The following is a 25778-nucleotide window of genomic DNA, read 5'->3' on the forward strand; positions in this document are numbered from 1 at the left end:
CAACTGATTGTAGGGCGCGCCACCTTGAGTCGCAGCATTCACTGCGCTCTGCAGGCTTGACAACTGTTGCTGCGTCGCTAGCTGAACTACACTAGGAGGACTCTGGTTCGCGACCATCTGAGCATACTCGGCCATATGCTCTGTCGCGTTCCCATGGACCCAAACGCTCTATCCATTAGGCAGAGTGAACCGCCCCGAGTTTTGTGGAGGCTCCAACTCTTGGGAGAATGGAGCCATGAACAAGAAGCCAAGCAAGTTTTCCCCGAAAGTGCGAGAGCGCGCAGTGCGCCTGGTACGCGAGCAGCGTACCCGCTGCTGCGCCACCGAGTAACGTTGCCGCTACAATCGTCGCGAGTTGTCCCTGATCAGTGATGTCCTGCCCACTTGTCACGGCAGTCGCGATGCTGTTCGCGGTTATCGCCGAACCGCACCAATCGCCCTCTAATTGACCACTACTGGCCTACCATCTCCGTGCCCGACCTTTATCATTATATTTTTCTTGGCCCACCATGAATATCAAAGAAAAATTAATTTTTTGTCAATAATTACTTATCAAGCATTCTATAAATTTTCTATCAAAATTTCCATGTAATCTTGCCCCTCCATCAACAATCGCAGACCGGAAGTCATTGACCGACAGAAAATCATCACCACTCAATGAGTTGAAAATAAGTAGAGACAATGGCGATATTGATTTGAATGCAAAAAGCCCCCACTCAACCGGGGAGTGCTGCGCCAACACCCAATTTGCATTAAAATCTGTAACAACCAGACCATATGGCTCACTTTGCCGATTCAACTCCTGGTCAACGCAGGCTATTCGCTCCGACCAATTTTCATTATCGCCACAAAAGCACAAAAAACTCAATGATCGAGCATAGAACACGTTAATTCCACCCAACCCTCCTGCAATATCCTTAATCTCATCGAAAATAGAAAACTCAGTTCTCAGGGAAAAATCGAAAAACAGGAACCTATCATACTCATTCGATACAAATCGCGCCGGAAGAATTGGAGGCGCGACAATGATTTCAGTAATTTTCTTCATTGACATCCCCAATCATTTTGCGCTAAATCTGATCTTTGTTGCTTGGCCGCCCACTGTAACAGACGCCGACGGGACACCACTATTGGCACCAACAATACCGTTTCCAGTACTGGCAGGATAAAAGGTGTACTTTACATTCCCTTTTGAAAGCATACTTACCGTGCCATCCTTACTAGTAGATAAGGTATATCCGCTTGCCTGGAGATTTGCAATCGCTTCACTCTGGGGCATATTCACCTCTATCTGAATCGCACTGCGCTTAGTAAGCGGAGCGGGGTATGACACATCGACATTTTGCGCACCTATTTCGCTCACGATTTGCTCACTTGCAGCAGATCGTCCAAACGCATTGCTTGTTGAACTACCATTGCTAGCGGATCCTGATCCGGAACCACTGGTACCGCCCTGCAACTCGCTTTCCCCATTATCACTGCCTTTCGACAATGACACGTTCGGAGGACCGCTAGGTCCACCAGGTGCTGGCGACATGGTGCAGATCGGAAACTCACATACTGCCACGGCTCCCGTTGGTGGAGTATTAGGTCCATTGGACGATGACCCCTGATTGACCAGATCTTTCGCTCTCGAGAGAATGCCGTTCCCTGCTGCCTCGGTGACTGGATTTCCCGGCAGCCACGGCATCAGTCCGTACAGAGTAATCGCACTGGTCTGGAGGAACGTCTGAACGACAGATTTTTGCGAAGTCGCGTTGTTCACGGCTTCATTCGCAGCCCATGTCGCACCCGCGCCAGCATTCGCGCCTGCTAGTGCTGCCGTCAGGCCGCCACTGACAGCCGAAATCCCGTCAGTGATCGCATTAAACGCCTTGTTGTTGTAGCTCGTCGTCTGCGTGAACGTGCCATTGCCGTTATCCGTCGTCGTGACCGTTTCCGAACCGTCGTACAGGCCGTCCCGCACCAAAGGCGCAATCAACGCACTCGTGGCCCCACCAATCGCCCCACCCGCGCAGCCGGTGCCGCTAGCTGCACTCGCAGCACATCCGAGTGCAGCATGCGCAGTCACATATCCGATCTTGCCCAGCCCACCTTCGCCAAAGAATTTGTCAAAATCCAATTGGCCGACAGTACTCGCCGCAATCGCTGCCAGATCGCTAATGACGCTTCCTTTCACCGCGGCCCCGAAGCTGCCCCCATACGCGACGGTATCAACGGTGGCCGATACCAACCCCCGTCCTGCGATTTCAAACGCTCCCTGAAGAAACTCCTGCGAGGTGATCGTATTCGCGGCGATTTTGTTTCCGATCGCCTGCATCGGCAACTTGTTGAGGTCCAATCCTTCCATCAATCCCTGCGTCACATAAGCAACCGCACCGGCCTTGAGAACCTCCCCGAGGCTGAAACCTTGGTCGCTGAACGCCTGGTTCATAGCGGACGACACCATGGCTGCCACGACAGGCATCCCCATCGCGGACAGCGCCACCGCCGCCGCCATCGAGAAAAGCTGATCCGGGCCAAATCCGCCCTGCTTCACGAACTCCGAATGCAGATGGTCGCTCAGCGTCTGCTGCGCGAAGTCCCCGCCGAGCTGCTGTTGCAGCGACGCGAGCATGGCCTGTGTCGCCGCCGCGTCCACCGTGCCATCCGCGTTGAGCTTCTGCAGCGCTCCACCGATCTGATTGAGCGCCTGAACATTCAACTCCATGTTCGCCGCGCTCATGAACCCGCCCGGCTGCACCACCGTCCCGGTCGTGTTCAGATACCCGCCATCGACCTTCTGCCAGATCTCGCCGACGTTGACCTGATTCGCCTGGTTCGTCAGCGTGTGCGTGTCGACGCTCAGCGTCCCCGACGCGGTGATGCTCCCCGTATTGAGAATGCTGCCGTTACCGTCCTGATCGAACTTGAGCGTGACATCCTGTCCGGAGATGTTGCCGCCCGCCGACAGCGCCTGCGTGTCCTGCGGCAGATACACCTGCGGCATCAGCGCAGTAATCGTCGGGCACGTTGCCACTCCCGTCGCATGACACGACGGGTCCGGCACCGTCTGCTCGACGTACCACAGCATCGGCTTGTCGAGCGTGTTGATCTGCTCCTGCGTCAGCGCCGCGCCCAGTTGCAGGTCGTGCGCCTTCGAGTAATCGACCGCGTTCTGGTACAGGTACATCTTTTCCTGCGCCGTCACCGACAGGTTTTTCTTGTTGTCGTACGTCAGGCCATCGACGAAGCTCGACTTGCCGGTCTGCTTCAGCGCCGCCTGCTGCAACAGCAGGTCCTCTTCCTGCGGGTTGTAATAGAACAGCGTCGACGATGGCTGCAGCGCCGACGGCAAGTTGTTCAGCAAGTCCTGCGGCCCGAGCGAGCCGAGCACGGAACCGCCGAGCGACGCGTCGACGTAAGACGCAGCGCCCGCGACCGGTGTCGGCAGCTTGCCAGTACCGACCGCGCGCGGCACCGACAGATTCAGCCCCGGCAAGTCCACCGGGCTCAGCGAAATGACCTGCGACGGCGCATTGACACGCGGCGTGTAGGTATTGGCGGTCGTGATCCCGTTGATCAGCTTCTGGCCCGTCAGCGACACGTACGTGCCGATCACGTTGCCGACGTTCTGAATCTGTCCGTTCGACGAGATCGACAGGTTCGGCGCCTGAATGGTCGCCGCGATGTTGCCGACCGGCGTCGGCGGATCGATGGTGCCGCCCGTGCTCGTGTATGCGCTCCCGTACAGCGCCTTGCACTGCTCAGGCGTGCCGCACGCCCAGATGTCGTGACGCTTGTCGCTGCTGAACATGCCGGTTTCCTGCACCCAATGCGAGTGCCAGTAGGCGTTCAGCACCTGCGCCTCGTTCACGACGGGGCCTGCGACGGCGATCGTCGCGTTGTTACCCGCGGCGATCAGGCTGCCGATGTTCGTCAGGCTGCCCGCGTTGATCTGCAGGTTGTTGCCCGCGCTGATCACCGACGAGCTGCCCGACTGCTGGTCGACATAACCCTCGCAGTAGCTTTCCTTGTAGCCGCCGGCTGTCATGCAGCCCGAGTATTGCTCGTGCTTGCCGTAGTTCTCGTGTACCGGCACGGGCGGCGGCAGATTGTTGGTGATCGCGCCCGATACGTTGAGCTTGATGTCGTTGCCCGCGACGATGTTGCCGGAGGTGTTGTTCAGGCTCTGTGCGGGCGTGGTCGAGCTCGCGGTCGTGCCGACACCGCCGATGACGATGTCGTGGCCCGCGAGCAGGTTGCCGTACGTATTGTTGATCTGGCCGGCCGCGATCACGAGATCGTGGCCGGCATAGATCGTAGCATCGTTCTGGCTGTAGCCGAACGTCGTCGTGGTCGGGTTGTTGCCGCGCGGTTGGCCTGCGTTGCCGCAGGCGGAGTTCGGCACGCCGGAGGCGCAGCCGACCTGGCTCGAATAGTTCTGCTGGTTGCCCCCCTGGTTGGTCAGGGTACCCGATGTAATCGCGACATTGTTGCCTGCGTAAAGCAGGCCCGAGTTGACGAGATTTCCGCCGCCCACTGACAGGTCATTTCCGGCCGCAATCATGCCGGTCGGTGTAGACGAGCTCAGGGTCCCAGTGGACGTTGGGGCAATACTGTTGACCGCAATTTTAAAAGTCGTTACCGGCAAACCATCCGACGGGCTGCCCGACCCCTTCACGAATACCGGGCCAAAAGTGCTGTACATCCCGCCGAGCCATGCACTCTGCGATCCCGTTTTCGCCAGTGTGTCATTGAGCTGCGTCAGGAACGCCGTGTACTGTGCTTGATCGACTTGCCGAACCGTTTGATTGACGAGTGTAGGCGCTACTGCACTGTTGTCCAGCCATTGGACATTCAGCCGTATATCGCCCTGCGCCGCAATCTGACCGCCTCGGTTCGAGAGAGACGATGCCGTGAGCGAAATCGAATTTCCTGCGGAAATGACGCCCGAAGTACCAGCCTGCTGGCTTGTGACCGTTTCGTGAACAGTCGGCAGCGTGAAGGTCTGCGTAGTGGAAGAAGGCGCCGTCGCGCCCGTTTCGATCGCCCATCTGGGAGCAGCGCTATCAATGGCGTTCCCTGTTCCCAGGTACGCGTTGTACTGGCCAAACGTGATAGCTCCAGAACCAGCCGCGGGCTGTGTACCCACGATAAAGCACCGGTCCAAACCGGCACACTGCCGATTGGCAGAGTCCGTCGACAACCCGGATGGCGAAAGAAGATCTCCCAGGGTCGCGCTGACGGTATGCGGGCTGGGCACATAATATCCACCGCTGTCGCCCGGCGCCGGAACACGCTGCAACTGCCACTCGGTCTTCGTCCCTACCGCCCCCGACCATAGCAACTCGGGATCGACAACGTCCCGCGTCGTCGTAGTAGCGACACCCGGGGCCGTCTGATCGTTCACGACCGATGCCGCCGAAATATCGACATTCCGCTGCGCAAAGATCGATCCACCCGTGTTCTGCAGCGTCCCACCCAAGCGAAACACCGCATCCCCCTTCGACTGCGTCGTCGCGCCCTGGTTGTCGTAGTTGCCACCATTGACGTTGAGAACGTTCCCCGCCTCAACCGTCCCGCGGTTCGTCGTATCGCCGTTCAGCGTCAACGCGTTATCTGCATGCATCACCGCCCCGGCCGCATTATTCAGCGTGCCGTTGAACGTCACATCCGACCCGGTAACCTGCCCGTGATTCTCGAAGCTGCCACCGGCCGTCAGCGTCAACGGCGACGTCCCGGTGATCGTGCCGTCGTTCGTGATCCCGTTCAGCCCCGTCAGCGAAACGCTCTGCCCGCCGTAATTCCACGTGCCGCCGACACTCACGTACCCGGCCGTGATGGACAGATTGCCGCCCTGGCTGATCGTCCCCTGCGACGGATCGAACGCCATGTTGACCGCGCTGATCCCCATGTTCCGTTGCGCGAGCAACTGTCCGCCCGCGTTGTAGAACGCGCCATTGCCGCCATTGATCGTCAGCGACACGTCGCCGGTCGCACCGGTCGCGGCCTTCGGGTTGCCGGCAAAAACGATCCCGTTCTGGTTGTTCAGCGTACCGGTATTGACGTTGAGCGCGTTCACCGCCATCAGCGAGCCGCCCACGTTCGTCAGCGCGCCCCCGACGGTGACGTTCGTCGTCGTCCCGTTCACCAGTCCGGCGTTCGCGAAGCTCGATGCATTGATCGTCGTCGTGCCGATCGACGCGAGCGACGCACCGGCCGCGTTCGTCAGGCTCGGCGCCGACACGTTGAGCGATCCGGCCAGCACGTTCGCGGCGTTGTACAGCCCGTTCTGCGAAGTCAGCGTCGCGTTGCCGACGACGTTCACCGCCTTGCCGCCCGCCAGCGTGAGCTGGTTCGACGCCTGCGCGGTAAGCGCGCCGCCGACCGTCGCGTTGCCGAGCGTCACGTTCGAGCCGTTCACTTGCAGGTTCTGCGATGCCACGAGCGATGCATTGCCGGCATCGACCGTTCCCTGCGCGGAAACGGTCACGTTCTTCGATCCGACGGCCGAACCGCTCAGCGTGACGTTGCCGCCCGACACACCCAGTTGCCCGGCCACGATGCTGTTGCCGGTCAACGCGACGGTTTGCCCCGCATGCAGCGTCGCGTCGCCGTTCGCCGACACGCCCGCGACCGACACGTTGCCGCCGATGCCGTTGATGTCGACCGTGCCCATCGAACCCACGCCGCCCGCGAGCGACACGTTGTTCGCGGCCTGTACCACGACGTTGCCGCCCGACTGCAACAACCCGCCGAAGGACACGCTGCCGGCGGTCGACTTTGCCGACACGTCGCCGACCGCGGTGGTCGCACCGAGCGACATATCGCCGCCGGACACCGCCGTCAACTTGCCGGCGCCCTGAATCGCGCCGAGCGTGATGCTGTTTCTGGCATTGACGGTGATGTCCTTGCCGTACGTCAGTGCCGCGCCGCCGCCGAGCGCACCGCCCGCGTCGATAGTCGCGGCCCCGAGACCGAACAGCGCGCCGCCGAGCGTCATCGCGCCGCCCGACGTCAACGCCGTATCGCCGTTCACGAGCCCGCCGGAAAGCAGCGCGAGGCCGCCGCCCGCATTGGCCCGGAGATTGCCGGTCGACACGACCGCGCCGCCGACGCCGAGATTGCCCGCCGTCGCGGTCAGCGTCGCGTCGCCGGTCGAATTGATCCCGCCCGCGACACCGAGGGTGCGCCCGGCCGTCACGTTCAGCGCACCGCCGCTGGATGCCGCACCGATACCCGCATCGCGCGCGGCCGTAATCGTCGTCGCGGTGCCCGACGTCACCGCGCCGTTCACCATCACGTCGCCGGCGCCGTTGCGGCCCTGCGCCTGCAATCCGATTGCGCCGCCCGCCTGGACCGAGCCGACCGACAAGTCGTTGCCGGCGGTCATCGCGAGATCGCCGTTGGTCGCGACGTTGCCCGTTACCGCAATATTGCCGCCCGCGTTGACGTTCGCCTGGTGCGCGAACGCGATCGCGCCGGCATTCACCGAGCCGCCCGCCGTCAACGTGCCGCTTTGCTGCGCGCCAACGCCTGCGAGCGTCATGTCGCGGCCCGCGTTCAGCGAAGCATTGCCGCCCGCGACACTCTGCCCGGTCACCGCGATGTCCTGTGCCGCAACGACGTTCAGGTTGCCCTGCGTCGTCAGGCTCGTCGCGCTCGCGTTGCCGCCCGAAGCGGTTACGGCGAGATCGCCGGCCGAATTGACGGCCGAAAGCGCGACACTGCGCGCCGCATTGATCGTCGTCGTGCCGCCGGTGTTGATTGCGCCCGCAACGGAAGTGTCCCGTGCGGCTTGCAACTGCATCGCGCCGAACGCGGTGGCCGCCCCGCCGATCGTCACATCGCCGCCGCCGGCAGCGCCCTTGGCGATGACGTCGAGATTGCCGCTGACGGCCTGGATCGTGCCGAGTCCCGCATTGTTGCCGCCCGTCACGTTGATGGCCGCCGCTTGCAGCGCGCCCGTCAGCGCGACGTCGTGCGCGGCATCGAGCGTCGTCGCCTGGGCGAATGCCGCGGAGCCTGCACCGTTGATGTCGTGCCCCGCGCTCAGCGTGCCGTCGCGTTGACCCGCGAGTGCCCCCGTCAACGCGATATCGCGACCGGCCTGCACGTTCGTCGACTTCGCCACCGCGATCTGGCCGCCGAGCTGCGTATCGAGCGCGGACATGACGTTGAACGCGCCCGCGGCCGTGGTCGCCCCAGTGAGCACGACGCTGCCGTTCGCGGCGGTTGCCGTCAGATCGCCGTTCGACTCCACGCCGCCGCTCGCCGCCACGTTGCGTTGCGCTGCCAATGCAAGCGCTCCGCCGCTGCCGAGCGTGCCGCTGATCGACACATCCCGCGCGCCCGTCACGTTCGCCGCTCCCTGCGCGGACGCCGCCCCCGTGACGCCCGCATCGCCTTCGCCGGCGTTGCCGTTCGCCGTCAGCGTCAACGTGGTCGACGACGACACATCGTGCAACGTCGCGTTGTTCCCGCCCGTCACCGTGATCGCCGCCGCCTGCATGCCGCCGGTCAGCGCGACGTCATGCTGCGCCGCATAGTTCGCGGTCGCGGCAAACGCCTGCTTGCCGCCGCCGTCGATGTCGCGCGCGGCCGTCACCGTGCCGTTGGCCTGTCCGACCATCGTGCCGTTCAGCGTGGCGTCGCGGCCGGCCGTCAGCGTCGCGTCGCCGATCGCGCTGGTGCTCGCGCCGAGCGACAGGTCGAGGCCGGTCGCGATGGCGAGCTTGCCGCCGCTGTTGATGCCGCCGGTTGCGTTGAGGCTGCCTTGCCGCGCGGCCAGCGCCGTATCGCCGACCGACTCGATCGCGCCGCTCACGGCGATGTCCCGCTGCGCGGTCACGCCAACCGTCGAACCGCTCGCGGCCTTGCCGCCGATCGCGACATCGTTCTGCGCGAACGCCGTGATCGCGCCCGCGGCGGCGACCGAACCGTCGATGCGCAGATCGCCTGCGCCCGTTGCGGTGTTCGTACCGTTCGCGCGCAGCGCGATCGTGCCGGTCGACTCGACGTTGTTCACGGCCGCGTTGCCGGCCGCCGTCACGCTGACCGACTGTCCCTGGATCAGGCCGCGCTGCGCGACGTCGCGCCCGGCGTCGAGCGTCGCCTGCTGACCGAACGTCAACGTGCCTGCGCCGACGATGTCGCGCGCCGCATTGACGACGCCTTGTCCCTGCCCGGCCAGCAACCCGCTGACGTTGACGTCGCGTCCGGCCGCGAGCGTCGTGTCGCGCGACACGGTCGTCTTGCCGCCGAGGTTGATGTCACTGCCTGCCTGCGCATCGAACGCGCCATTGCTCGCGATCGCCCCCGTCGATCCGATGCTGCCGCCGGTCGCGAGCAGCGACGTGTTGCCGGCCGACTGCAACGAACCGCCGATGTCGATATTGCGCGCCGCGGCCAGCGCCACGTCCGCGCCGCCCGTCACCGCACCGGTCACGCTCAGGTCGGTCGCCGCATCGAGCGCGAGCGTCGACGCCGCCTGCACGTCGTGCAGCGTGGCCGAACCGCCCGCCGTCGTCCGCACGTTGCCGCCGCGCAGCGAACCGGTGAGAGTCGTATCGCCGCCGGAACCGACGTTCGCCGCGAGCCCGAACGCAATGGCGGCCGCGCCGCCTATCGCGCCGCCGGCGTTCAGCGTGCCGTTGCCCTGTGCGACGACGGAGCCGTTCATCGTCAGGTCGCGGCCCGCGTCCACGGTCAGGTTGCCGAGCGACGACGTCGATTGCGCACCCAGATCCACGGACTGCGCGGCCGTCACCGACAGGTTGCCGCCCGACTGGATATTGCCGGTGCTGGTCAGCGAGCCGACCGCATTCGTCAGCGCGACGTCGCCGTTCGACTGGACCGTCCCGCCGATCGACGTATTGCGGCCGCCGCCGATGACGAGGCCGCTCGCCGTGCGCAGCGTGCCGTTGACGATCACGTCGCGCGCCGCGTCGATCACCCCGTTCGTCAGCGAATTCACGTTGCCGCCGATCGAAACGTCGCCCGTGCGGGTCGCGAGCTGAAGCCCCGCGTTGGCCTGCACGTCGTTCAGCGCGATCGAACCGGCTGCCGTCATCGAGACGGCGCGCCCCTGGAACGCACCGGTCACGCCGATATCGCGCCCGGCGCTCAACGTCGCGTCCTGCGCGAAGCCGCTGGTGCCGCCGGCGACGATGTCGCGCGCGGCCGTGAGCGTCGCGACGCCCTGCCCCGCCAACGCGCCGCCGATCGTGAGATCCCGGCCGGCCGTCGCGGTCACGTCGCCGGTTACAGTGGTCGCGCCGGTCAGCGACACATCCTGCGCGCCCTGCACCGTCAGCGCGCCCGCGCCGTTCAACGTGCCGGCCGACGCGACGCTGCCGCTGGCCGCCGTCATCGCCAGATCGCCGACCGCCTGCACGGTGCCGCTGCCGCCGACGATCACGTTGCGCTGCGCGGCAAGCGCGACCTGCGCGCCGCCGGCGAGCGTGCCGTTCACGACGACGTCGCGCGACGCGTGCACGTCGGCGGCGCCGAGCGCGGCCGCGTTGCCGTTGAATACGACGTCGCCGCCGCCGGCGCTGCCGTTCGCCGTCACACCGAATGCGCCGCCCGCCTGGACCGTCGCGAGGCTCGCGCTGTTGCCTGCGTCGACCTGCAGGCCATTGGCGAGCAGCTTGCCGGTCAGCGCGACGTCGTGCGCGGCATTCAGCGCGCCGTTCTGGCCGAACGCGATCGAGCCGCTTCCCGTGATGTCGTTGCGTGCGCTCAGTGATCCATTGCGCTGGACGATCACGACGCCGGACGTATCGACGTTGCGCCCTGCATCCACGCGCGCGTCGGTCCCGACCATCAGCGAGCCGCCGACCGACGCGTCGCGCGCGATATCGGCGGCAAACGTCGTTCCGCTCGCGAGTGAACCGCTTACGCTCAGGTCGCGCCCCGCCTGCACGCTGACGGCGTTCTGCGCGGTCGCCTGCGACGCGACGACGGTGTCCTGTCCGGACGTCAGCGCCAGATCGCCACCGCTCTTCACCGTCGCATGCGTGGCGACGTTGCCCTGCGTCGCCGTCAACGCCAGCGCACCGGACGTCTGCAGCGCCGCGTTGACCGTCGCATCACGTTGCGCGGTCGCGCGCAGCGTGCCGCTGTTCGTCTGCCCGTTCACGTTGACGTCGCGGGCCGCCAGCACGGTCGTTGCGCCGGTCACGACCGACGTGCCGTTCAGGTTCACGTCGCCCGTGCCGTCGGTGCCGCGTGCGGTAACGGCCAACGCACCGCCGCCCTGTACGTCGCCGAGCGTTACGTTCGTGCCGCCGGCGACCGTCATGTCGCCGTGCGCCTGTGCATTCGCGACGTTCACGTTGCCGCCTGCCGCCACCGCCAGCTTGCCGCCGGACTGGATCGATCCGGTCGACGTCACGTCGCCGTTCGCATCGATCGCGTAACCGCCGACCCCGATGTGCGCACCGGTCATCGACACGTTGCCGGCGCTATGAACCGTCGCCTGCTGCTGCGCGGCCGAACCCGCGACCGACACGTCGCCGTTCGCCGATAGCAGCAAGTCGCCCGCATTCGCGGCGAGCTGCGCGTCGGCCCTTACGCCCATCCCCGCCGCGGTGCTGACGACCTGGATCTGCCCCGCCGTCATCGCGCCGAACGCGGTCGCGTCGATCGCGAGCGAACGATTCGCGCCGCCGTTCGCGGCATTGATCGCCGCGGCGGAGTTGTCCGAGCCGTTCGACGCCGTGCCGTACGTGGTGCCGTACGCATCGACGGCGGCCGGCGTCACGAACTGACGCCCGGCGATCACGTTGATGCGCGTGCCCGCATAGAGCGGCGCGTTGATACCGATCGTCTCGCCGATCAGGTCGATCGTGCCCACGGTCCCCTCGATCCCCGCGCCGGGCCCGTTGACGCCGGCATTGCCTTCGATCTGCAGGTGACCGCCGGTCACGTTGTAGCCGAGCGCCTTCGCGTTCGCGAAGTCGGTCGCGCTGCCGCCGACGCCACTGAGGAACTGCGGCGCGCCGGTCGACAACGTCACGCCGATCGTGTTGGTAAAGCCGGTGCCGCGCGTCGTGATTCCGTTCGGGTTCGCGATCACGACGGCCGCGGGTGCACCGAACACTTCGAGCGGACCGTTCAGCAAGCTCGCGTAGGCATTGCCGGTCGACGTGACCTGGTTGACGATCACGCTCGCCGTGCGGCCGTTCAGGTTCGGGTTGGCCTGTACGTTGCCGCCCGTCAGCGACGTGCCCGACATCAGGCTGTTGTTCAGGATCAGCCCGACCGGATCGATGTTGAATTGCTGATACTGGTTCAGCGAAATGCCGGCCGCGTTCGGCGCGGTGATATTGACGACGGGCACGCCGCCGCCCGCGCCGGTCGACTGCGTGATGGCCGGCTGAAACGAGATCGGCGCCGTGGGGTCCGTGATCGGCGCGGCAGCCGCGAGCTGCATCGAGAATCGCACGCGCAGCGACGCGAGATCGAGCAACCGCTGCCATGCGTCGTCGTCGACACGGCGATTGCCCGCGCCGAGCACGCCGGCCGCATCGCGGCACTGCTCGACGGTGACCGTGATCGGCCCGATGAACATCGTCAATGCGACGAGCGCGCTCGTCGCACGCTGCCACCAGCGGTACGATCGCGCGGCCGGCTCGACCGCGAAGCATCGCGGCGCACCTGCCGCCGACTGCGCACGTGCGCCGATTCGCGCCGCGCCGGCGGCGGCAAGCTGCTGCAAGGTCTTACGCTTGGACGTGTTCATCTTCTGTTGTTCGCTTCGTTCGATGGCCCCGCGACGACGCCGTCAGCCGATCTCCGACCGTGGCGCCGCGCGATGCCGGGTTTCCCCGCCCGGCATCGCTTGCGTGTTCGCCGGGTGGCTGCCCGACGCTGCTACGTGCTGCTTGCTACCTGCTGCTTGCCGCCTACTGCTGGATCCGCGCGTTGCGGATCAGATCCGCAACGACCTGCGCGGTCGCCTTCTCCATCGCGACCTGCTCGAGTTGCTGGCGCAGCGTGTCCTTCGCCTGGTCGAACGGCGGCACCTGCGTCGGCCGCTTGTCGTCGGCCCGCACGATCCAGTACGCATCGCCGACCTGCACGGGCTCGCGCGTCATGCCGCCCTGCGGCAGTTTCACGAGCGCTTCGGCAAGCGGCTGCGGCCAGTTCTGCGTGTGGCCTGCCTCGATCGGCGTCTTGAACGAGATCCAGTTCAGCGCGCCACCCTGCGCCGCGGCCGGCCCCTTGCTGAACTGTCGCGCGAGGCCGCCGAAGTCCTCGCCTTTCTTGAGCCGCGCGAGGATCTGCCTGGCGGTGTCCGCGTCGTTGACGGCAATCACGCTCGGCTTGTATTCGTTCTCGCCGAGCGTCGCGACGACCGCGTCGTAGCGCGCCTTGACGTCCGCGTCCGTGACGGGTGCCGGCTTGATCTGATCGCGCAGGTACGCCTGCGTCATCGCGAGCGCCTTCGCCTGCTCGACGGCGGCCACGACCTGCGGCTTCGTGTCGTAGTGCTGCTTGAGCGCCGCCTGTCGAAACAACTCGCGCGCGATCAGCTGGTTCTTCAGCGCCGCGCGAAGCGCCGGCGTATCGGGCGCCTTCGACGCGCGCACGGCTTCGTCGACCTGCGCTTGCGGAATCGGCACGCCGTTCACGCTCGCGATCGCATCGGCCGGCATCGCGGCGGCTGCATCGGCGGGTTTCTTCGACGCCTTGGGAACCGCATACGCGGGCGAAGCGACAGCGGCGCACAGCGTCGCCGCGACGAGCGTGACGCCGATCTTGCGAATACGCGCCGACAGGTTGGATTGCATCGCGATCTCGCGACCGTTCGACAGGCGATTCATGAAGTTCTCCATCAGTCCGTCCAGTTGAGTGTGGCCAGCAACACGCTGGCCTTCTTGCCGAGTGCGGCCGGTTGCGCGAGCGCCTGCCCGACCAGCACTTCGGCCGACAGGGTTCCGCCTTTCAAACGCCATTGCGCGCGCGTGCCGACACCCGTGCCGACGAGCGACGGCCAGCCGCCCTGTGCGTTCAGGTGCGTCTTGCCGCCGTCCAGAAACACGTAGGGTTCGATGCGCGCGTCGTGCCACGCCGGCACGTTCTGCCAGGCCAGCTCGTTGCGCACGAATGCGCCGCTGTCGCCCGCGATCCCGCCTTCGGTAAACCCGCGGACCGAACCCATGCCGCCCAGAAAGATCTGCTCGTTGCCGAACAGCGCGACGCGGCTGTACTGCGCGCGCAGCGTGCCGCGATACGCCCACAGGGAACCGGCGAGATTGCCGAGCGTGAACTGCAGCGTGCCGGTGGCATCGAGCTTGGTGAACTGGCTGTGCGCGTCGTCGATGCCGATGTCCGACGCATCGTGGTTGGCCGCCAGCCAGGGCAGCCCCCGCGACACGCCGACATCCCAGGTCGCGGCCGCGCCCTGATCGCGCATGACGAAGCGGGACAGCCCGTTCAGCGCGACCCGCAGCACCGTCAGGTTCTGCGGCGACAACGGAATGCCGTTGAGGTCGCGCTCGGTGCGCAGCTTGTTGAGCGTGACGTCGACGCTCATGCGCCCGCGCGGCGACCGCACCAGCACGTCGTTCCAGCCGAGCATCTGGCTGAACGTGCGCCCCGCGAGCAGCGCGACGTCGCCGATCGCCTGCTGGTACTCGGACATCGACGCCGTGTAGCTAAAAGTTTGATACCCGTACGGCACCGCCGCCGACAACACGACCGCGTTCGTGTCGGTCGTCCCGACGTAGCTGAACGACAGCGATTCCTGCAGTCCGATCACGTTGTCGGCTTCGACACCGGCGCGATAGCGCGTCCTGCCGGTCTGCGAGCTGCCGTAGTTGTCGATGCCGAAATCGTAATGAAGACGATCGCCATAGCGGTTCGAGATCGCAACGATCGAATCGCCCGGCGCTTCGCCGGGGAGAATCCGGATTTCGGCTTGATTGCGCCGCAACCGGTTGATCTGATCGACGCCCTGCTCCAGATCGGGCAGGCGCAGCACGTCGCCCGGCGTGCTCGCGAACGCCCAGGCGGTGCCGGCTTCGGTCAGCAGCCCGCCGCCGCGCACGTCGTACCACTTCTCGTCGGGATCGCGCGGCCTCAGCGGCTTGCCGTTCAACGTCAACGCGGCCACGCGACCGGGGACGAGGTTGATCTTCAGCGTGCCGGACGCAAGATTCTGCGGCCCGAGGTACGCACGCGTCGTGATGTAGCCCCGCGAAATGAACGCTTCGGTCAGCCGGCGCAGCAGCAGATTGATCCGGTTGCGCCCGAGTTGCTTGCCGATGAACGGCGCCGCGATACGGTCCAGTTCGGGCTGCCCGAGGATCGCGTCGCCGGTGAATTCGATCCGCTCGATCGGGAACGTCGGCGCGACGTCCGGCAACGTGTCGACGTCGGCGCCCGGCGGCAGGTCGGGCATCGCCGGCTGCTCGGGCACCGCGATCTGCGCCGGCGGTTGCGCGAGCTCGTCGCGGCGCTGCCGGTCGCGCTGCTCCTGCAGCAGGCGCTGCGCGGGATCCTGCTCCGCACGCGGCACCGCGAACCCGGCCGGAAGCGCGCCGAGGCCCGGCGGTGCGCCGGCCGGCGGTGCGCCCGCGAGCTGTGCGTGCGCGCACGGCGACATCGCGCCGAGCGTCAACGCGAGCGCGGCGGCGATGCGGTGGTCCGTCTGCGACATCACAGGCCGAACCACGACACGAGGCCCATGTGATTGCGGTTGCCGATCGTCACGAGATCGCGATGAGGCGGCCGGATCGTCACGATGCCGCGCGCCGCGAGCACACCTTCGGGCGCGCTGTACGCGCCGCCGTCGATGTCGGCCTCGCCGGTCAGGCGCACCTTGCCGGTTCCTCCGGTGAACACGCCGCCCGTGTCGGCTGCATAGATTGCCGCCCAGCGATTGCCGAACCACGCTTTCAGGTCGTGGTCGCGATTGACCACCGTGTAGCCCGGTACGCCCTGCGCGAGCGTTTTCGGTGCGTCGAGCGTCAATGCGCCGAGCGCGAGCACGGTTCCGCCCGTGTTCGTGATCTGCGTACCGGCTTTCAGCTGGATGTCGGCCTTGGCCTCGATCACGCCGCCGAACGCCTGCACGTTCGACGATGCGCTCGCGCGGCAGAACACGAAGCACGAGCGCCGGTACGCTGCCTGCCCGGTGAAAACGGCTTGCGTGAGAATGTTTTCGCGCGCGGCGATATCGATCGCGCCGCCATTCGACAGGATCGATCCGCCGATATTCGTCACGTTCGCGGCGCGCACGGTCACGTTGCCCGCGTCGGCCGTGATGTACGCGAGTTTCGATGCATCGGCCAGCGCGCCATAGTCGACGGTGAAGCCGTCGCTACGATGCTTGAAGAACAGGAAGCGGCCGCCCTGCTCGGAGAAGCCGACCACCGCGCCGTTCTGCACGCCGGTGCTGTGGTCGACGATGTTCTGCAGGTCTCCGCCCGCAGCGATCGAAATGCTCTGGTTCGACAGGATCCGTGCATTCCGGTTGACGACATCGGCGCCCGCGGTCAGCGACACGTCGCCCTGAACGCCGAACAGGATGCCGAGCCGCGTCTGCGGCAACGACTCGTTCCGGATGCGGCCCGCCGCGTTCAGCGTCACCGCGCCCATCGAATCCGGGTCAGCGTCGATCGCGGTCTGCCCTTGCACGAGCGACCCGACATTCACGATGTCCGCCGCGCTCTTGAGCACCACGCCGCTTTGCGACGATGCCACGGTCGCGCCCTTCATCGCATCGTCGGGATTCAGCGCGATGCCCGCGCCGTTCAGCTTCACGCTGCCCGACGCCATCAGGCTGCTGCCCGTCAACGCGATCGCATCGGCTGCCGACACGTTCGCGTGGCCGCCCTTCGCCTTCATGTCGGTACCGGTCAGCGTGATGCCGCCCTGCACGGCAACGTCGAGATCTCGCGCGACGTCGACCTTCGCATGGGACATCTCGACGTTGCCGTTCGACGCCAGCGTGAAATCCCCGAGCGACGCATTCATCGCGCCGGCGCTGCGCACGCCGGGGCCACGGTCCGTGACGATCAACTGCACGCGCCCGCTCGTCACGCTGCCTGCGGCAGTGATGTCGATCGCGTAGGACGACGCGGTGTCCGGCTGGGTCGTCGCGGTACGCGAGAGCCAGTCGTTCGCGTTGTCGTTCGGCGACAGCCCCGTGTTCAGCTCGACACGGCTGCGGCCGGCCAGCAGGCGCACACCGGCCGTCGCCGACGAAAACGTGTTGTCGATCGCGCCGTCGACGACGATGTTCTTCGCGATCAGATCGAGCCCGATCAGCGCGCCGGCCAGGCCGCCCGGACCGACGACGATCGTGCCGGTCGACGTATCGAGCACGATGTTGCGCTGGATCACGCCGGGGGCGATCTGCAGGTCGTTGAAGCTCACGTTGCCGGTGGACAGCGCGACGTGCCCTGTATTGACGAACGATCCGCCGTTGACCGTGATGCCGTTCGGGTTCGCGAGCACGACGTTCGCGCGCGGCCCCGCCACCGCGATCTCGCCTTCGATCAGGCTGCGGTTGGTGCTCGTCACCTGGTTGACGATCGTGCGCGCGTTGATGCCGGCGTTGTTCAGCGTCGCGCCGGCGGTCGTCACGTTGAACGACGAATACGTGTTGCTCGATACGCCGGCGACCGCCGGCGCAAGATTGACGAACTGCCGGCCATTCGGCCCGACCGACACGCTCGTGGGCGTGCCGCCGTCCGGGACGATCCCCGCGGCGGCGGCGCAATGCGGCAGCAGTCCGGTTACGGCAAGGCAAAGGCACAGCGCGCGCCAGCCCCCGGTGCCTGCGCGCCCCATTGAATCGGTGCATCCCATTCTGATCCCGCGCACGGCTTCGCCGGCCGTGCGCCCTCGGTTTTTTGGTCGTGTGGTCGTACTGCTTTCGTCATACTTTTTTGAGATACCGAGGAAGAGTAACGGCGGGGCCACGACTTTCTTTAGGGCGCTTTATCGAATAATTTTTCTAATTCGTTCGGACTGGATATTACAAATTCATTTCGCATCGAGGCACAATGAAAGCATTCAGTCAATCTCGCGCCTCATGCTCTCTACATCGACGAACACGCCGCTCACCGTCATCCATCTGAACGGCCCGATCAACAGCGGCAAGACGACGATCGGTCGCGCACTCGCACGCGTGCTGCCCGATGCGCGCTTCATCGACGGCGACGATCACGACGCGCCCGAATCCGCGCCGTTCGACGTGCAATGGGCCATCGCGCTGGAGCGGCTCGTCGCGCAGATCGCGCAAGCGCGCGAACGCCACCTCGTGATCGCCTATCCGATCGGCGAAGCGGAATTCGAGCGGCTGCGCACGGCGTGCGCTGCGCGCGATGCGCGATTGTTCGTCGTCACGCTCGCGCCGCCCGAAGCGGTCGCGGCATCGAATCGCGGCACGCGTGCGCTGACGGACTGGGAGCGGCAACGGATCGCCGAGATGTATCGGGAAGGGTATGCGTCGCGCAGGTTCAGCGATTGCGTGATCGATACGTCGAACGCATCGCCCGACGTGTGCGCGACGGAGATCGCTCGCCGCGCTCAGTGATGCCGCTGTATGCCGGACACGATCTGCTCGCGCGCCCCCTTGCGGCTCAGCATCAGCGTGACCACCGCCGATACCGCGAGCGTCCCCGCAACCACATACAGCCCCGCCGCATACCCGCCCGTCGCATGCTTGAGCCAGCCGATCGCGAACGGCCCGACGAAGCCGCCGAGATTGCCGATCGAGTTGATCATCGCGATGCCCGCCGCCGCGCCGGCCCCCGACAGGAACGCGCTCGGCATCGCCCACAGCGGCGCCTTCGCGGCGCTGATCCCGACGTTGACGACGACCAGCGCGAGCACGGTCGGCAGCGCGGTGCTCGCCTGCCCCGCGAACACGAAGCCGATGCACGCGAGCACGCACGGAATCGCGACGTGCCATGTGCGCTCGCCGGTGCGATCCGAATGCCGCGCCCACACGATCATCGCGACCACGGCGGCCATGCTCGGAATGCCGGTCAGCAGGCCCGTTTGCACCGCGCTGAAGCCGAACTGCCTGATCATCAGCGGCGCCCACAACCCGAGCGTGTACAGTCCGGCCGACGTGCCGAAGTAGATCAGCGCGAGCGCCAGCACGCGCGGATCGCGCAGCGCCTGCCACGCGCCGGCCGTATGCCCGGCGTGCGTGTGGCGCGCGTCCGCCTCCGCCTTCAGCTTCGCGATCAGCCAGTCGCGCTCGTCGGACCGCAGCCACGCGGCCTGCGACGGCGCATCGGTCAGGTACTTCAGCACGACGAAGCCGAGCGCGACCGCCGGCAGCGCTTCGACGATGTACAGCATCTGCCAGTCGGCAAGCCCGAACATCGGCGGCATCTGCATGATCGCGCCCGACAGCGGCGAACCGATCGCGGTCGAGATCGGCGCGGCCGCCATGAACCACGCGGCGGCCACCGCGCGCTGCTTCGCGGGAAACCACAGGCTCAGGTACAGGATGATGCCGGGGAAAAAGCCGGCTTCGGCCATGCCCAGCAGAAAGCGCAGCACGTAGAAGCTCGTCGGCCCGGTCACGAACGCGGATACGGCCGACACGATCCCCCACGTGATCATCACGCGCGCGATCCAGATGCGCGCGCCGACGCGATGGAGAATCAGGTTGCTTGGCACTTCGAACAGAAAATAGCCGATGAAGAACAGGCCGCCGCCGAATCCGAACGCGGTGGGCGACAGGCCGATCGCCTTGTTCATCGTCATCGCGGCAAAGCCCACGTTGACGCGATCGAGAAAGCTGACGAAGTAAAGCAGCATCACGAACGGAATGATGCGCCACATCAGCTTCCGCGCGACGCGGGTTTCCAGATCTGCTTGCATGTGTCTCCTCCTTCGAGGTCGGGCCGTGCGCCGTCGGTCGGTGGACCGCGGCGCCGGCCGGCGCCCGGCTCGCGTCGGATGCGCGAGTCGCGGGCAGAAAATGCCTGAGTGAAGCGAACGCGCGACGCTCGGCTGCGCGCAGGCGCGGCCGTCAGCGCCACACCGCCTCGCCGCCGTCAGGCCGCGGCGGCCGCGTGCGCGACGCGCTCGCAGACGGCCAACGTCACCTGCGCGGTCGTCGCGCTGCCGCCGAGGTCGCGCGTATGCAGCGACGGGTTGGCCGTCACGGCCTCGATCGCGTGCATCACGCGCGCGGCGGCTGCCGTCTCGCCGAGATGCTCGAGCAGCATCACGACCGACCAGAACGCGCCGACCGGATTCGCGAGCCCCTTGCCCATGATGTCGAACGCGGAGCCGTGGATCGGCTCGAACATCGACGGATAGCGGCGCTCCGGATCGATGTTGCCGGTCGGCGCGATGCCGAGGCTGCCCGCGAGCGCGGCGGCGAGATCGCTGAGGATGTCCGCGTGCAGGTTGGTCGCGACGATCGTGTCGAGCGACGCCGGGCGGTTGACCATGCGCGCGGTCGCCGCATCGACGAGTTCCTTGTCCCACGCCACGTCGGGAAATTCCTGCGCAATCTGTTTCGCAATCTCGTCCCACATCACCATCGCGTGCCGCTGCGCGTTGCTCTTCGTGATCACGGTCAGCAGCTTGCGCGGCCGCGACTGCGCGAGCCGGAACGCGAAGCGCATGATGCGTTCGACGCCGGCGCGCGTGAGGATCGACACGTCGGTCGCGGCCTCGATCGGATGGCCCTGGTGCACGCGACCGCCGACGCCCGCGTATTCGCCTTCCGAGTTCTCGCGCACGATCACCCAGTTCAGGTCGTCCGGCCCGCAGCGCTTCAGCGGTGCATCGATGCCCGGCAGGATGCGCGTCGGGCGCACGTTCGCGTACTGGTCTAAGCCCTGGCAGATCTTCAGGCGCAGGCCCCACAGCGTCACGTGATCGGGCACGTCCGGGTCGCCCGCGGAACCGAACAGGATCGCGTCCTTGCCGCGCAGCGCGTCGAGGCCGTCGGCCGGCATCATCGCGCCGTGCCGACGGTAGTAATCGGCGCCCCAGTCGAAATCCTCGAACTCGAACGCAAAGCGGTCGCTGCCGCGGGCCAGCGCTTCCAGCACCTGCTTGGCCGCAGGCACCACCTCCTTGCCGATGCCGTCGCCGGGAATCGTTGCGATACGGTAGGTCTTCATGCGGACATCCTCGATTGGTCGTGAGCGTGAACGCACTTTACCGAACCGGCAGTGCAGAAACCGTGGCTATACTCAAAGCATCTTTAACTTCAATTCACGAATCTCGTCATGGCGGATACCGTTCAGCCGGCCGATCTCGGCTTCTTCTCGACGCTGGCCGCGTCGGGCAGCCTGAGCGCGGCCGCGCGCGAGCTCGGGCTGACCGCGGCGGCCGTCAGCAAGCGGCTCACGCAGATGGAGCGGCGCGCGGGCGTGACGCTCGTCAATCGCACGACGCGGCGGATGATGCTGACGCCCGAAGGCGACGTGTATCTCGAATACGCACGGCGAATCCTCGACCAGATGGATGAACTCGGCGAACTGCTCGGCAGCGCGAAGCAGCGGCCGAAAGGCCTGCTGCGCGTGAACGCGACGCTCGGGTTCGGGCGCAGCCACGTCGGCCCGGCGATCTCGCGCTTCGTCGCGCGCTATCCGGAGGTGTCGGTGCAGTTGCAGTTGTCGGTGATGCCGCCGCCGCTCACCGACGACACGTTCGACGTGTGCATCCGCTTCGGCGAGCCGCCCGACACGCGCGTCGTCGCGCGGCGGCTCGCACCGAACCGTCGGCTGCTGTGCGCGGCGCCCGCCTATCTGGCGCGGCATGGGACACCCGGCACGCCGCACGACCTGACGAGACACAACTGCATCGGCATCCGGCAGGGCGACGAAGGTTACGGCGTGTGGCGCCTGACGACCGGGCGCGGCGCGGCCCGCCACACGGAGGCCGTGCGGATCAACGGCAACCTGACGACGAACGACGGCGAGATCGCGGTGAAGTGGGCGCTCGACGGGCACGGGATCCTGATGCGCGCGGAATGGGACCTGCGCGACTATCTCGCCGACGGGCGGCTGGTCGTCGTGCTGCCCGACCATGAAACGCCGGGTGCCGACATCTACGCGGTGTATGCGCAGCGTCACCAGATGTCCACGCGGATTCGCGCGTTCGTCGATTTCCTGGCGGAAGAATTGGGGCGGCCGAAGGCGACGTAGGGCGTCGGTTACGCCCGCTGCGGGCCAGGCATCGGTAAGCGATGCCGGGGCGAGTACACGGCTTTTCGGCTCACGACACGCGTCCGAGCGTATGGCCGCCAAGCGATGGAGTCAATATTCTGGCAAATCTCGCATCGTAGAGCCAAAATATTTACATAAACCAGCGCAGCGCCTCGACGAAAGTCACTGACACGCTGCGCTAAAGTGCTATTATTTTAGCTCTATTGCACCGAAAAAACTGAAATATTAGCGCCATCATGGCAAAGAAAACCGCCCCTCTCTTGCCCGCATCCAGTCGGTTGCTCGTCGAATTCGGCGAGCGGCTCAAGCTCGCGCGTCTGCGCCGGAAACTGACGGCCAAGCAGGTCGCTGAACGCGCGGGAATGTCGCCGATGACACTTCGCTCGCTGGAGGGAGGCGGTTCGGGGGTCACGATCGGCGCCTATCTTGCCGTCATGCAAGTACTGGGCCTCCAGGGCGATCTGGAGAAGCTGGCCGCAGCGGACTCGTTCGGCCGCCAGCTTCAAGACGCTCGCCTCGTCAAACCGCGATCCGTGAAACGAGTTGCCCTGCGGTCGTCCGCCGAGTCGCCACGCATACCTGATCGGCGCGATCGTGCCACCACGACCACGCCCCCGGCCCCGGCCCCCGCCAGGAAAGCACCGGGATCGGCGTCCAGCATCCCGGCGCCCGACCACCATCGCGGTACGACGGCCGCGGAACTGGCCGCGCTGTTGAAGCCAGCGAGCAAACACCTGGGGAAATCTCGCGAGAAATGACGACCATCTCTGTTTACGCAGACTGGAGCAGCCTGCCCGCTCCCCGGAAACTCGGCCTTCTGCACAGCCGACAGACGCGGGCAAGCGAACGTTTCGAATTCCAGTACGACGCAACCGCCTTGAGCGCTCCCGAACTCGCCCGGGTTCAGCTCGATCCCGGCATCGGCCTCTTCGCAGGACCGCAATATCCACCTCCGCCGCGAGACTCGTTCGGTGCGTTCGCCGATTCCAGCCCCGATCGGTGGGGGCGCATGCTGATGGACCGTCGGCTGGAGCGAGACATTCGTGCAGGCCTTCGACCGAAGGGCACTCGGCTCCGTGAATCGGATTACCTGCTGGGCGTCCACGATCTCTACCGCGTCGGCGCCCTGCGTTACAAGCTCGACGACGAAGGAGAGTTTCTCGACGACCGCGTTGATCTCGCCGCGCCGCCATTCGCGGAAATCCGTGAACTGGAACGCGTCAGTCGGGCGCTGGAAGAGGATGTCGACAACATTGCCCCGGACGGCCGCGACTGGCTCTCGATGCTCATCGCACCTGGCGGCTCGCTCGGCGGTGCACGACCGAAAGCAAGCGTGGCCGACGATCAGGGGCGTCTGTATATCGCGAAGTTCCCCAGCGCAAGAGACGATTACGACGTAGGCGGTTGGGAAATGGTCGTCAATGCGCTCGCGGTCGGCTGCGGCCTGAATGTCGCCCAAGCCGAGGCACGAAAGTTCGCCAGCGACCATCATTGCTTCCTTGTCCGTCGCTTCGACCGGACGGCCGATGGACGGCGCCTGCATTTTGCCTCGGCGATGACCATGACCGGTCACGTCGACGGCGACGATGCCTCCACCGACGTCAGCTATCTCGAACTGGCGGAAGTCGTCATACAACATGGTGCGCAACCGAATGTCGACCTGCGAGAACTTTGGGCGCGGATCGTCTTCAATCTTCTCGTATCGAATACCGACGACCATCTTCGCAATCACGGATTCATTCTGGCACCGGGTAAGGGCTGGCGGCTCTCCGCGGCTTATGACATGAATCCGGTCGCGATCGCCGACGGCCTCAAGCTCAATATCACGGAAGCCGACAACGCGCTGAACCTCGAGCTTGCCCGTGAAGTCTGCGAATTCTTTCGGCTCGGTCTGAGCGATGCCGACGAGATCATCGACGACTTCCGTGGTGTCGTCAGTCAATGGAGAACGCTCGCGACGCGACTCGCGCTGCCGGCTCGGGAACAGGATCGGATGGCCAGCGCGTTCCGCCTCGCAACCGCTTGAGGATTTTCCGTCCGCATCCCGCCGTCACGCCACCGCCACCAGCCCGCCGTAGCGATCGGGGGTAACGACTGCACCCGGCGCCGGCCGCCACCCCACCACCCCCGCCGCCGCCAGCCCTGCCTGCTCGTGTCCGGCCTGCACGAAACGCTCGGCGATCCAGTCGACGAACGCGCGCACGCCGGGCGACACATGCGGGCGCTTCACGTAGACGACCGACACGGCCAGCGCATCGGGCTGCCAGCGCGCCAGCACTTCCCGCAACCGCCCCGCGTCGATCAGCGCCTGCGCGGCGACGCGCGTCGGCTGGATCAGCCCGAGGCCGTGCACGCCGCAGGCGAGATACGCCTGCTCGTCATCCACGCCGACGATACCGTCGAGCCGCACCTTGCGCACCGCGTCGTCCACCGCGAACTCGAGCTCGGCCGGACGCTGGCCGAAGACGTGCGACCCGCCTACCGCGCGATGCCCGCCCAGATCGTCGGGCGTGCGCGGCACGCCGAAGCGGTCGAGATACGCGGGGCTCGCGCACGTCACGCGCTCGAGCGAGCCGAGCCGGCGCGCGACGAGCGACGAATCGGGCAGCGCTCCGAGCCGGATACTGCAGTCGATCGCGTCGCCGATGCGATCGCCCGCACGCCCGGCCACGGCGAGCATCAGTTCGAGATCGGGATGCCGCACATGGAATTCGCCGAGCGCCGGCAGCACGATCGCGCCCGCCACCGACGCCGGCAATTCCACGCGCAGCGGCCCGCTCGGATGCACCGCGGCGCCGCGAATGCTGGCTTCGAGCTCGTCGACGTCCGCGGTGATGCTGACGCAGCGCCGGTAATACGCGTCGCCTTCGGGCGTGGCCCGCAACGCGCGCGTCGTGCGCACCAGCAGCGGCATGCCGAGCGCCGCTTCGAGCTCCTGCACGGTGCGCGTCGCGGTGGCGCGCGAGATGCCGAGCGCCTGCGCGGCGCGGGTAAAGCTGTTCATTTCGACGATGCGCGTGAAGATGCGCATCGCGCGGATCGGATTGTCCACCGGACACCTCTACGGGGTTGCGACAGGCCGCGGCGCGCGTTCGCGCACCGCGCGCACGTGTCGATGTCGACGCAAGCCGCGCGAGCGGCGCGGCCGCCGGGTCAGGCGTTCGCCGCCTCGACGCCGGGCGCCGGTTCGGCGAGCAGCCGTTGCGCGAGCGCCAGCGCGTCGTCGCGGCTCGCCGCCGCGTTCAGCGGATAACCCCAGACCTTCTCGAAGGCGCCCGAAAAGGCATTGAGCGCCACGCGCCGCGCCGCATCGGGCTCGATCGCGATCATCCCGGGGATCCGTTCGCGCGACAGCGCACGGTTGGCCTTGCTCCACTTCGCGAGCTGCTTGCGCATCTCGTGATCGTTATCGGCGCGATCGTCGCCGGACGGCGCATCGTCGGTCAGAAGAACGAAGCGTTCGCGGCGCGCGAGCAGTGCGTCGAGTTCGGCAATCAGGCGGGCGGGATCGGTGTGGGTCGAGCCGCTGTAACGCAGCCAGACAAACGGGAATTCAGTCGTGACGATTTGCATGTCGACCTCCAGATGAGAACGATTCTCATTTTATGGATCGAGACCGCGTGCGTC

Annotated in this window: 13 protein-coding genes; 4 read left to right on the forward strand and 9 right to left on the reverse strand. The window is 66.1% G+C overall.

Annotated elements, in window-relative coordinates:
- Nucleotides 1-538 precede the first annotated feature (538 nt).
- From LGN10_RS01810 to LGN10_RS01830, 5 genes are all read right to left on the reverse strand, one after another.
- Nucleotides 539-1048, reverse strand: coding sequence for a hypothetical protein (locus LGN10_RS01810; RefSeq protein WP_226221422.1), 510 nt, complete (start codon nt 1046-1048; stop codon nt 539-541).
- Nucleotides 1049-1060: 12 nt separating this feature from the next.
- Complete coding sequence (locus LGN10_RS01815) at nt 1061-12730, reverse strand: filamentous hemagglutinin N-terminal domain-containing protein (RefSeq protein ID WP_226221423.1); 11670 nt, start codon at nt 12728-12730, stop codon at nt 1061-1063.
- 163 nt (nt 12731-12893) lie between these two features.
- On the reverse strand, nt 12894-13814 hold the full coding sequence (locus LGN10_RS01820) for a peptidyl-prolyl cis-trans isomerase (RefSeq protein WP_124860827.1): 921 nt from the start codon (nt 13812-13814) through the stop codon (nt 12894-12896).
- 11 nt (nt 13815-13825) lie between these two features.
- Nucleotides 13826-15652: a ShlB/FhaC/HecB family hemolysin secretion/activation protein gene (locus tag LGN10_RS01825; RefSeq protein ID WP_226221424.1), complete on the reverse strand. Its 1827-nt coding sequence runs from the start codon at nt 15650-15652 to the stop codon at nt 13826-13828.
- Complete coding sequence (locus LGN10_RS01830) at nt 15652-17790, reverse strand: filamentous hemagglutinin N-terminal domain-containing protein (protein ID WP_226221425.1); 2139 nt, start codon at nt 17788-17790, stop codon at nt 15652-15654. The genes LGN10_RS01825 and LGN10_RS01830 overlap by 1 nt, the downstream gene beginning before the upstream one ends.
- Before the next feature lie 244 nt (nt 17791-18034).
- Here LGN10_RS01830 and LGN10_RS01835 point away from each other — a divergent pair, with 244 nt between their 5' ends.
- Nucleotides 18035-18538 (forward strand): shikimate kinase, encoded by a 504-nt coding sequence (locus tag LGN10_RS01835; RefSeq protein WP_089465432.1) that lies wholly within the window; start codon nt 18035-18037, stop codon nt 18536-18538.
- On the opposite strand, the gene LGN10_RS01840 is transcribed toward LGN10_RS01835, so the two are convergent.
- Both LGN10_RS01840 and LGN10_RS01845 read right to left on the reverse strand, forming a co-directional pair.
- Nucleotides 18532-19842 carry an MFS transporter gene (locus LGN10_RS01840; RefSeq protein ID WP_089465431.1) on the reverse strand — a complete coding sequence of 437 codons (1311 nt, stop codon included), beginning with the start codon at nt 19840-19842 and terminating at the stop codon, nt 18532-18534. The two genes, LGN10_RS01835 and LGN10_RS01840, sit on opposite strands and share 7 nt — an antisense overlap.
- A 176-nt stretch (nt 19843-20018) precedes the next feature.
- On the reverse strand, nt 20019-21101 hold the full coding sequence (locus LGN10_RS01845; RefSeq protein WP_226221428.1) for a tartrate dehydrogenase: 1083 nt from the start codon (nt 21099-21101) through the stop codon (nt 20019-20021).
- A 108-nt stretch (nt 21102-21209) separates the two neighbouring features.
- Here LGN10_RS01845 and LGN10_RS01850 point away from each other — a divergent pair, with 108 nt between their 5' ends.
- The 3 genes from LGN10_RS01850 to LGN10_RS01860 all read left to right on the forward strand — a co-directional run bounded on the left by LGN10_RS01850 (nt 21210) and on the right by LGN10_RS01860 (nt 24177).
- Entirely contained in the window at nt 21210-22130 is a 921-nt protein-coding gene (locus tag LGN10_RS01850) for a LysR substrate-binding domain-containing protein (RefSeq protein ID WP_104012975.1), read from the forward strand.
- 257 nt (nt 22131-22387) lie between these two features.
- Nucleotides 22388-22909 carry a helix-turn-helix domain-containing protein gene (locus LGN10_RS01855; protein ID WP_059580292.1) on the forward strand — a complete coding sequence of 174 codons (522 nt, stop codon included), beginning with the start codon at nt 22388-22390 and terminating at the stop codon, nt 22907-22909.
- Nucleotides 22906-24177 carry a type II toxin-antitoxin system HipA family toxin gene (locus tag LGN10_RS01860; RefSeq protein WP_226221430.1) on the forward strand — a complete coding sequence of 424 codons (1272 nt, stop codon included), beginning with the start codon at nt 22906-22908 and terminating at the stop codon, nt 24175-24177. Before LGN10_RS01855 ends, LGN10_RS01860 begins: the two co-directional genes overlap by 4 nt.
- Nucleotides 24178-24201: 24 nt before the next feature.
- On the opposite strand, the gene LGN10_RS01865 is transcribed toward LGN10_RS01860, so the two are convergent.
- Both LGN10_RS01865 and LGN10_RS01870 read right to left on the reverse strand, forming a co-directional pair.
- The gene (locus tag LGN10_RS01865; protein ID WP_226221432.1) at nt 24202-25203 is read right to left on the reverse strand and encodes a LysR family transcriptional regulator; all 1002 of its coding nucleotides are present in this window, start codon (nt 25201-25203) and stop codon (nt 24202-24204) included.
- Between the two features lie 101 nt (nt 25204-25304).
- Nucleotides 25305-25724 (reverse strand): ATP--cob(I)alamin adenosyltransferase, encoded by a 420-nt coding sequence (locus LGN10_RS01870; protein WP_226221434.1) that lies wholly within the window; start codon nt 25722-25724, stop codon nt 25305-25307.
- Nucleotides 25725-25778: the final 54 nt, after the last annotated feature.

The organism is Burkholderia sp. AU32262, assembly GCF_020419985.1.
GTDB classification, from domain to species: Bacteria; Pseudomonadota; Gammaproteobacteria; order Burkholderiales; family Burkholderiaceae; genus Burkholderia; species Burkholderia semiarida.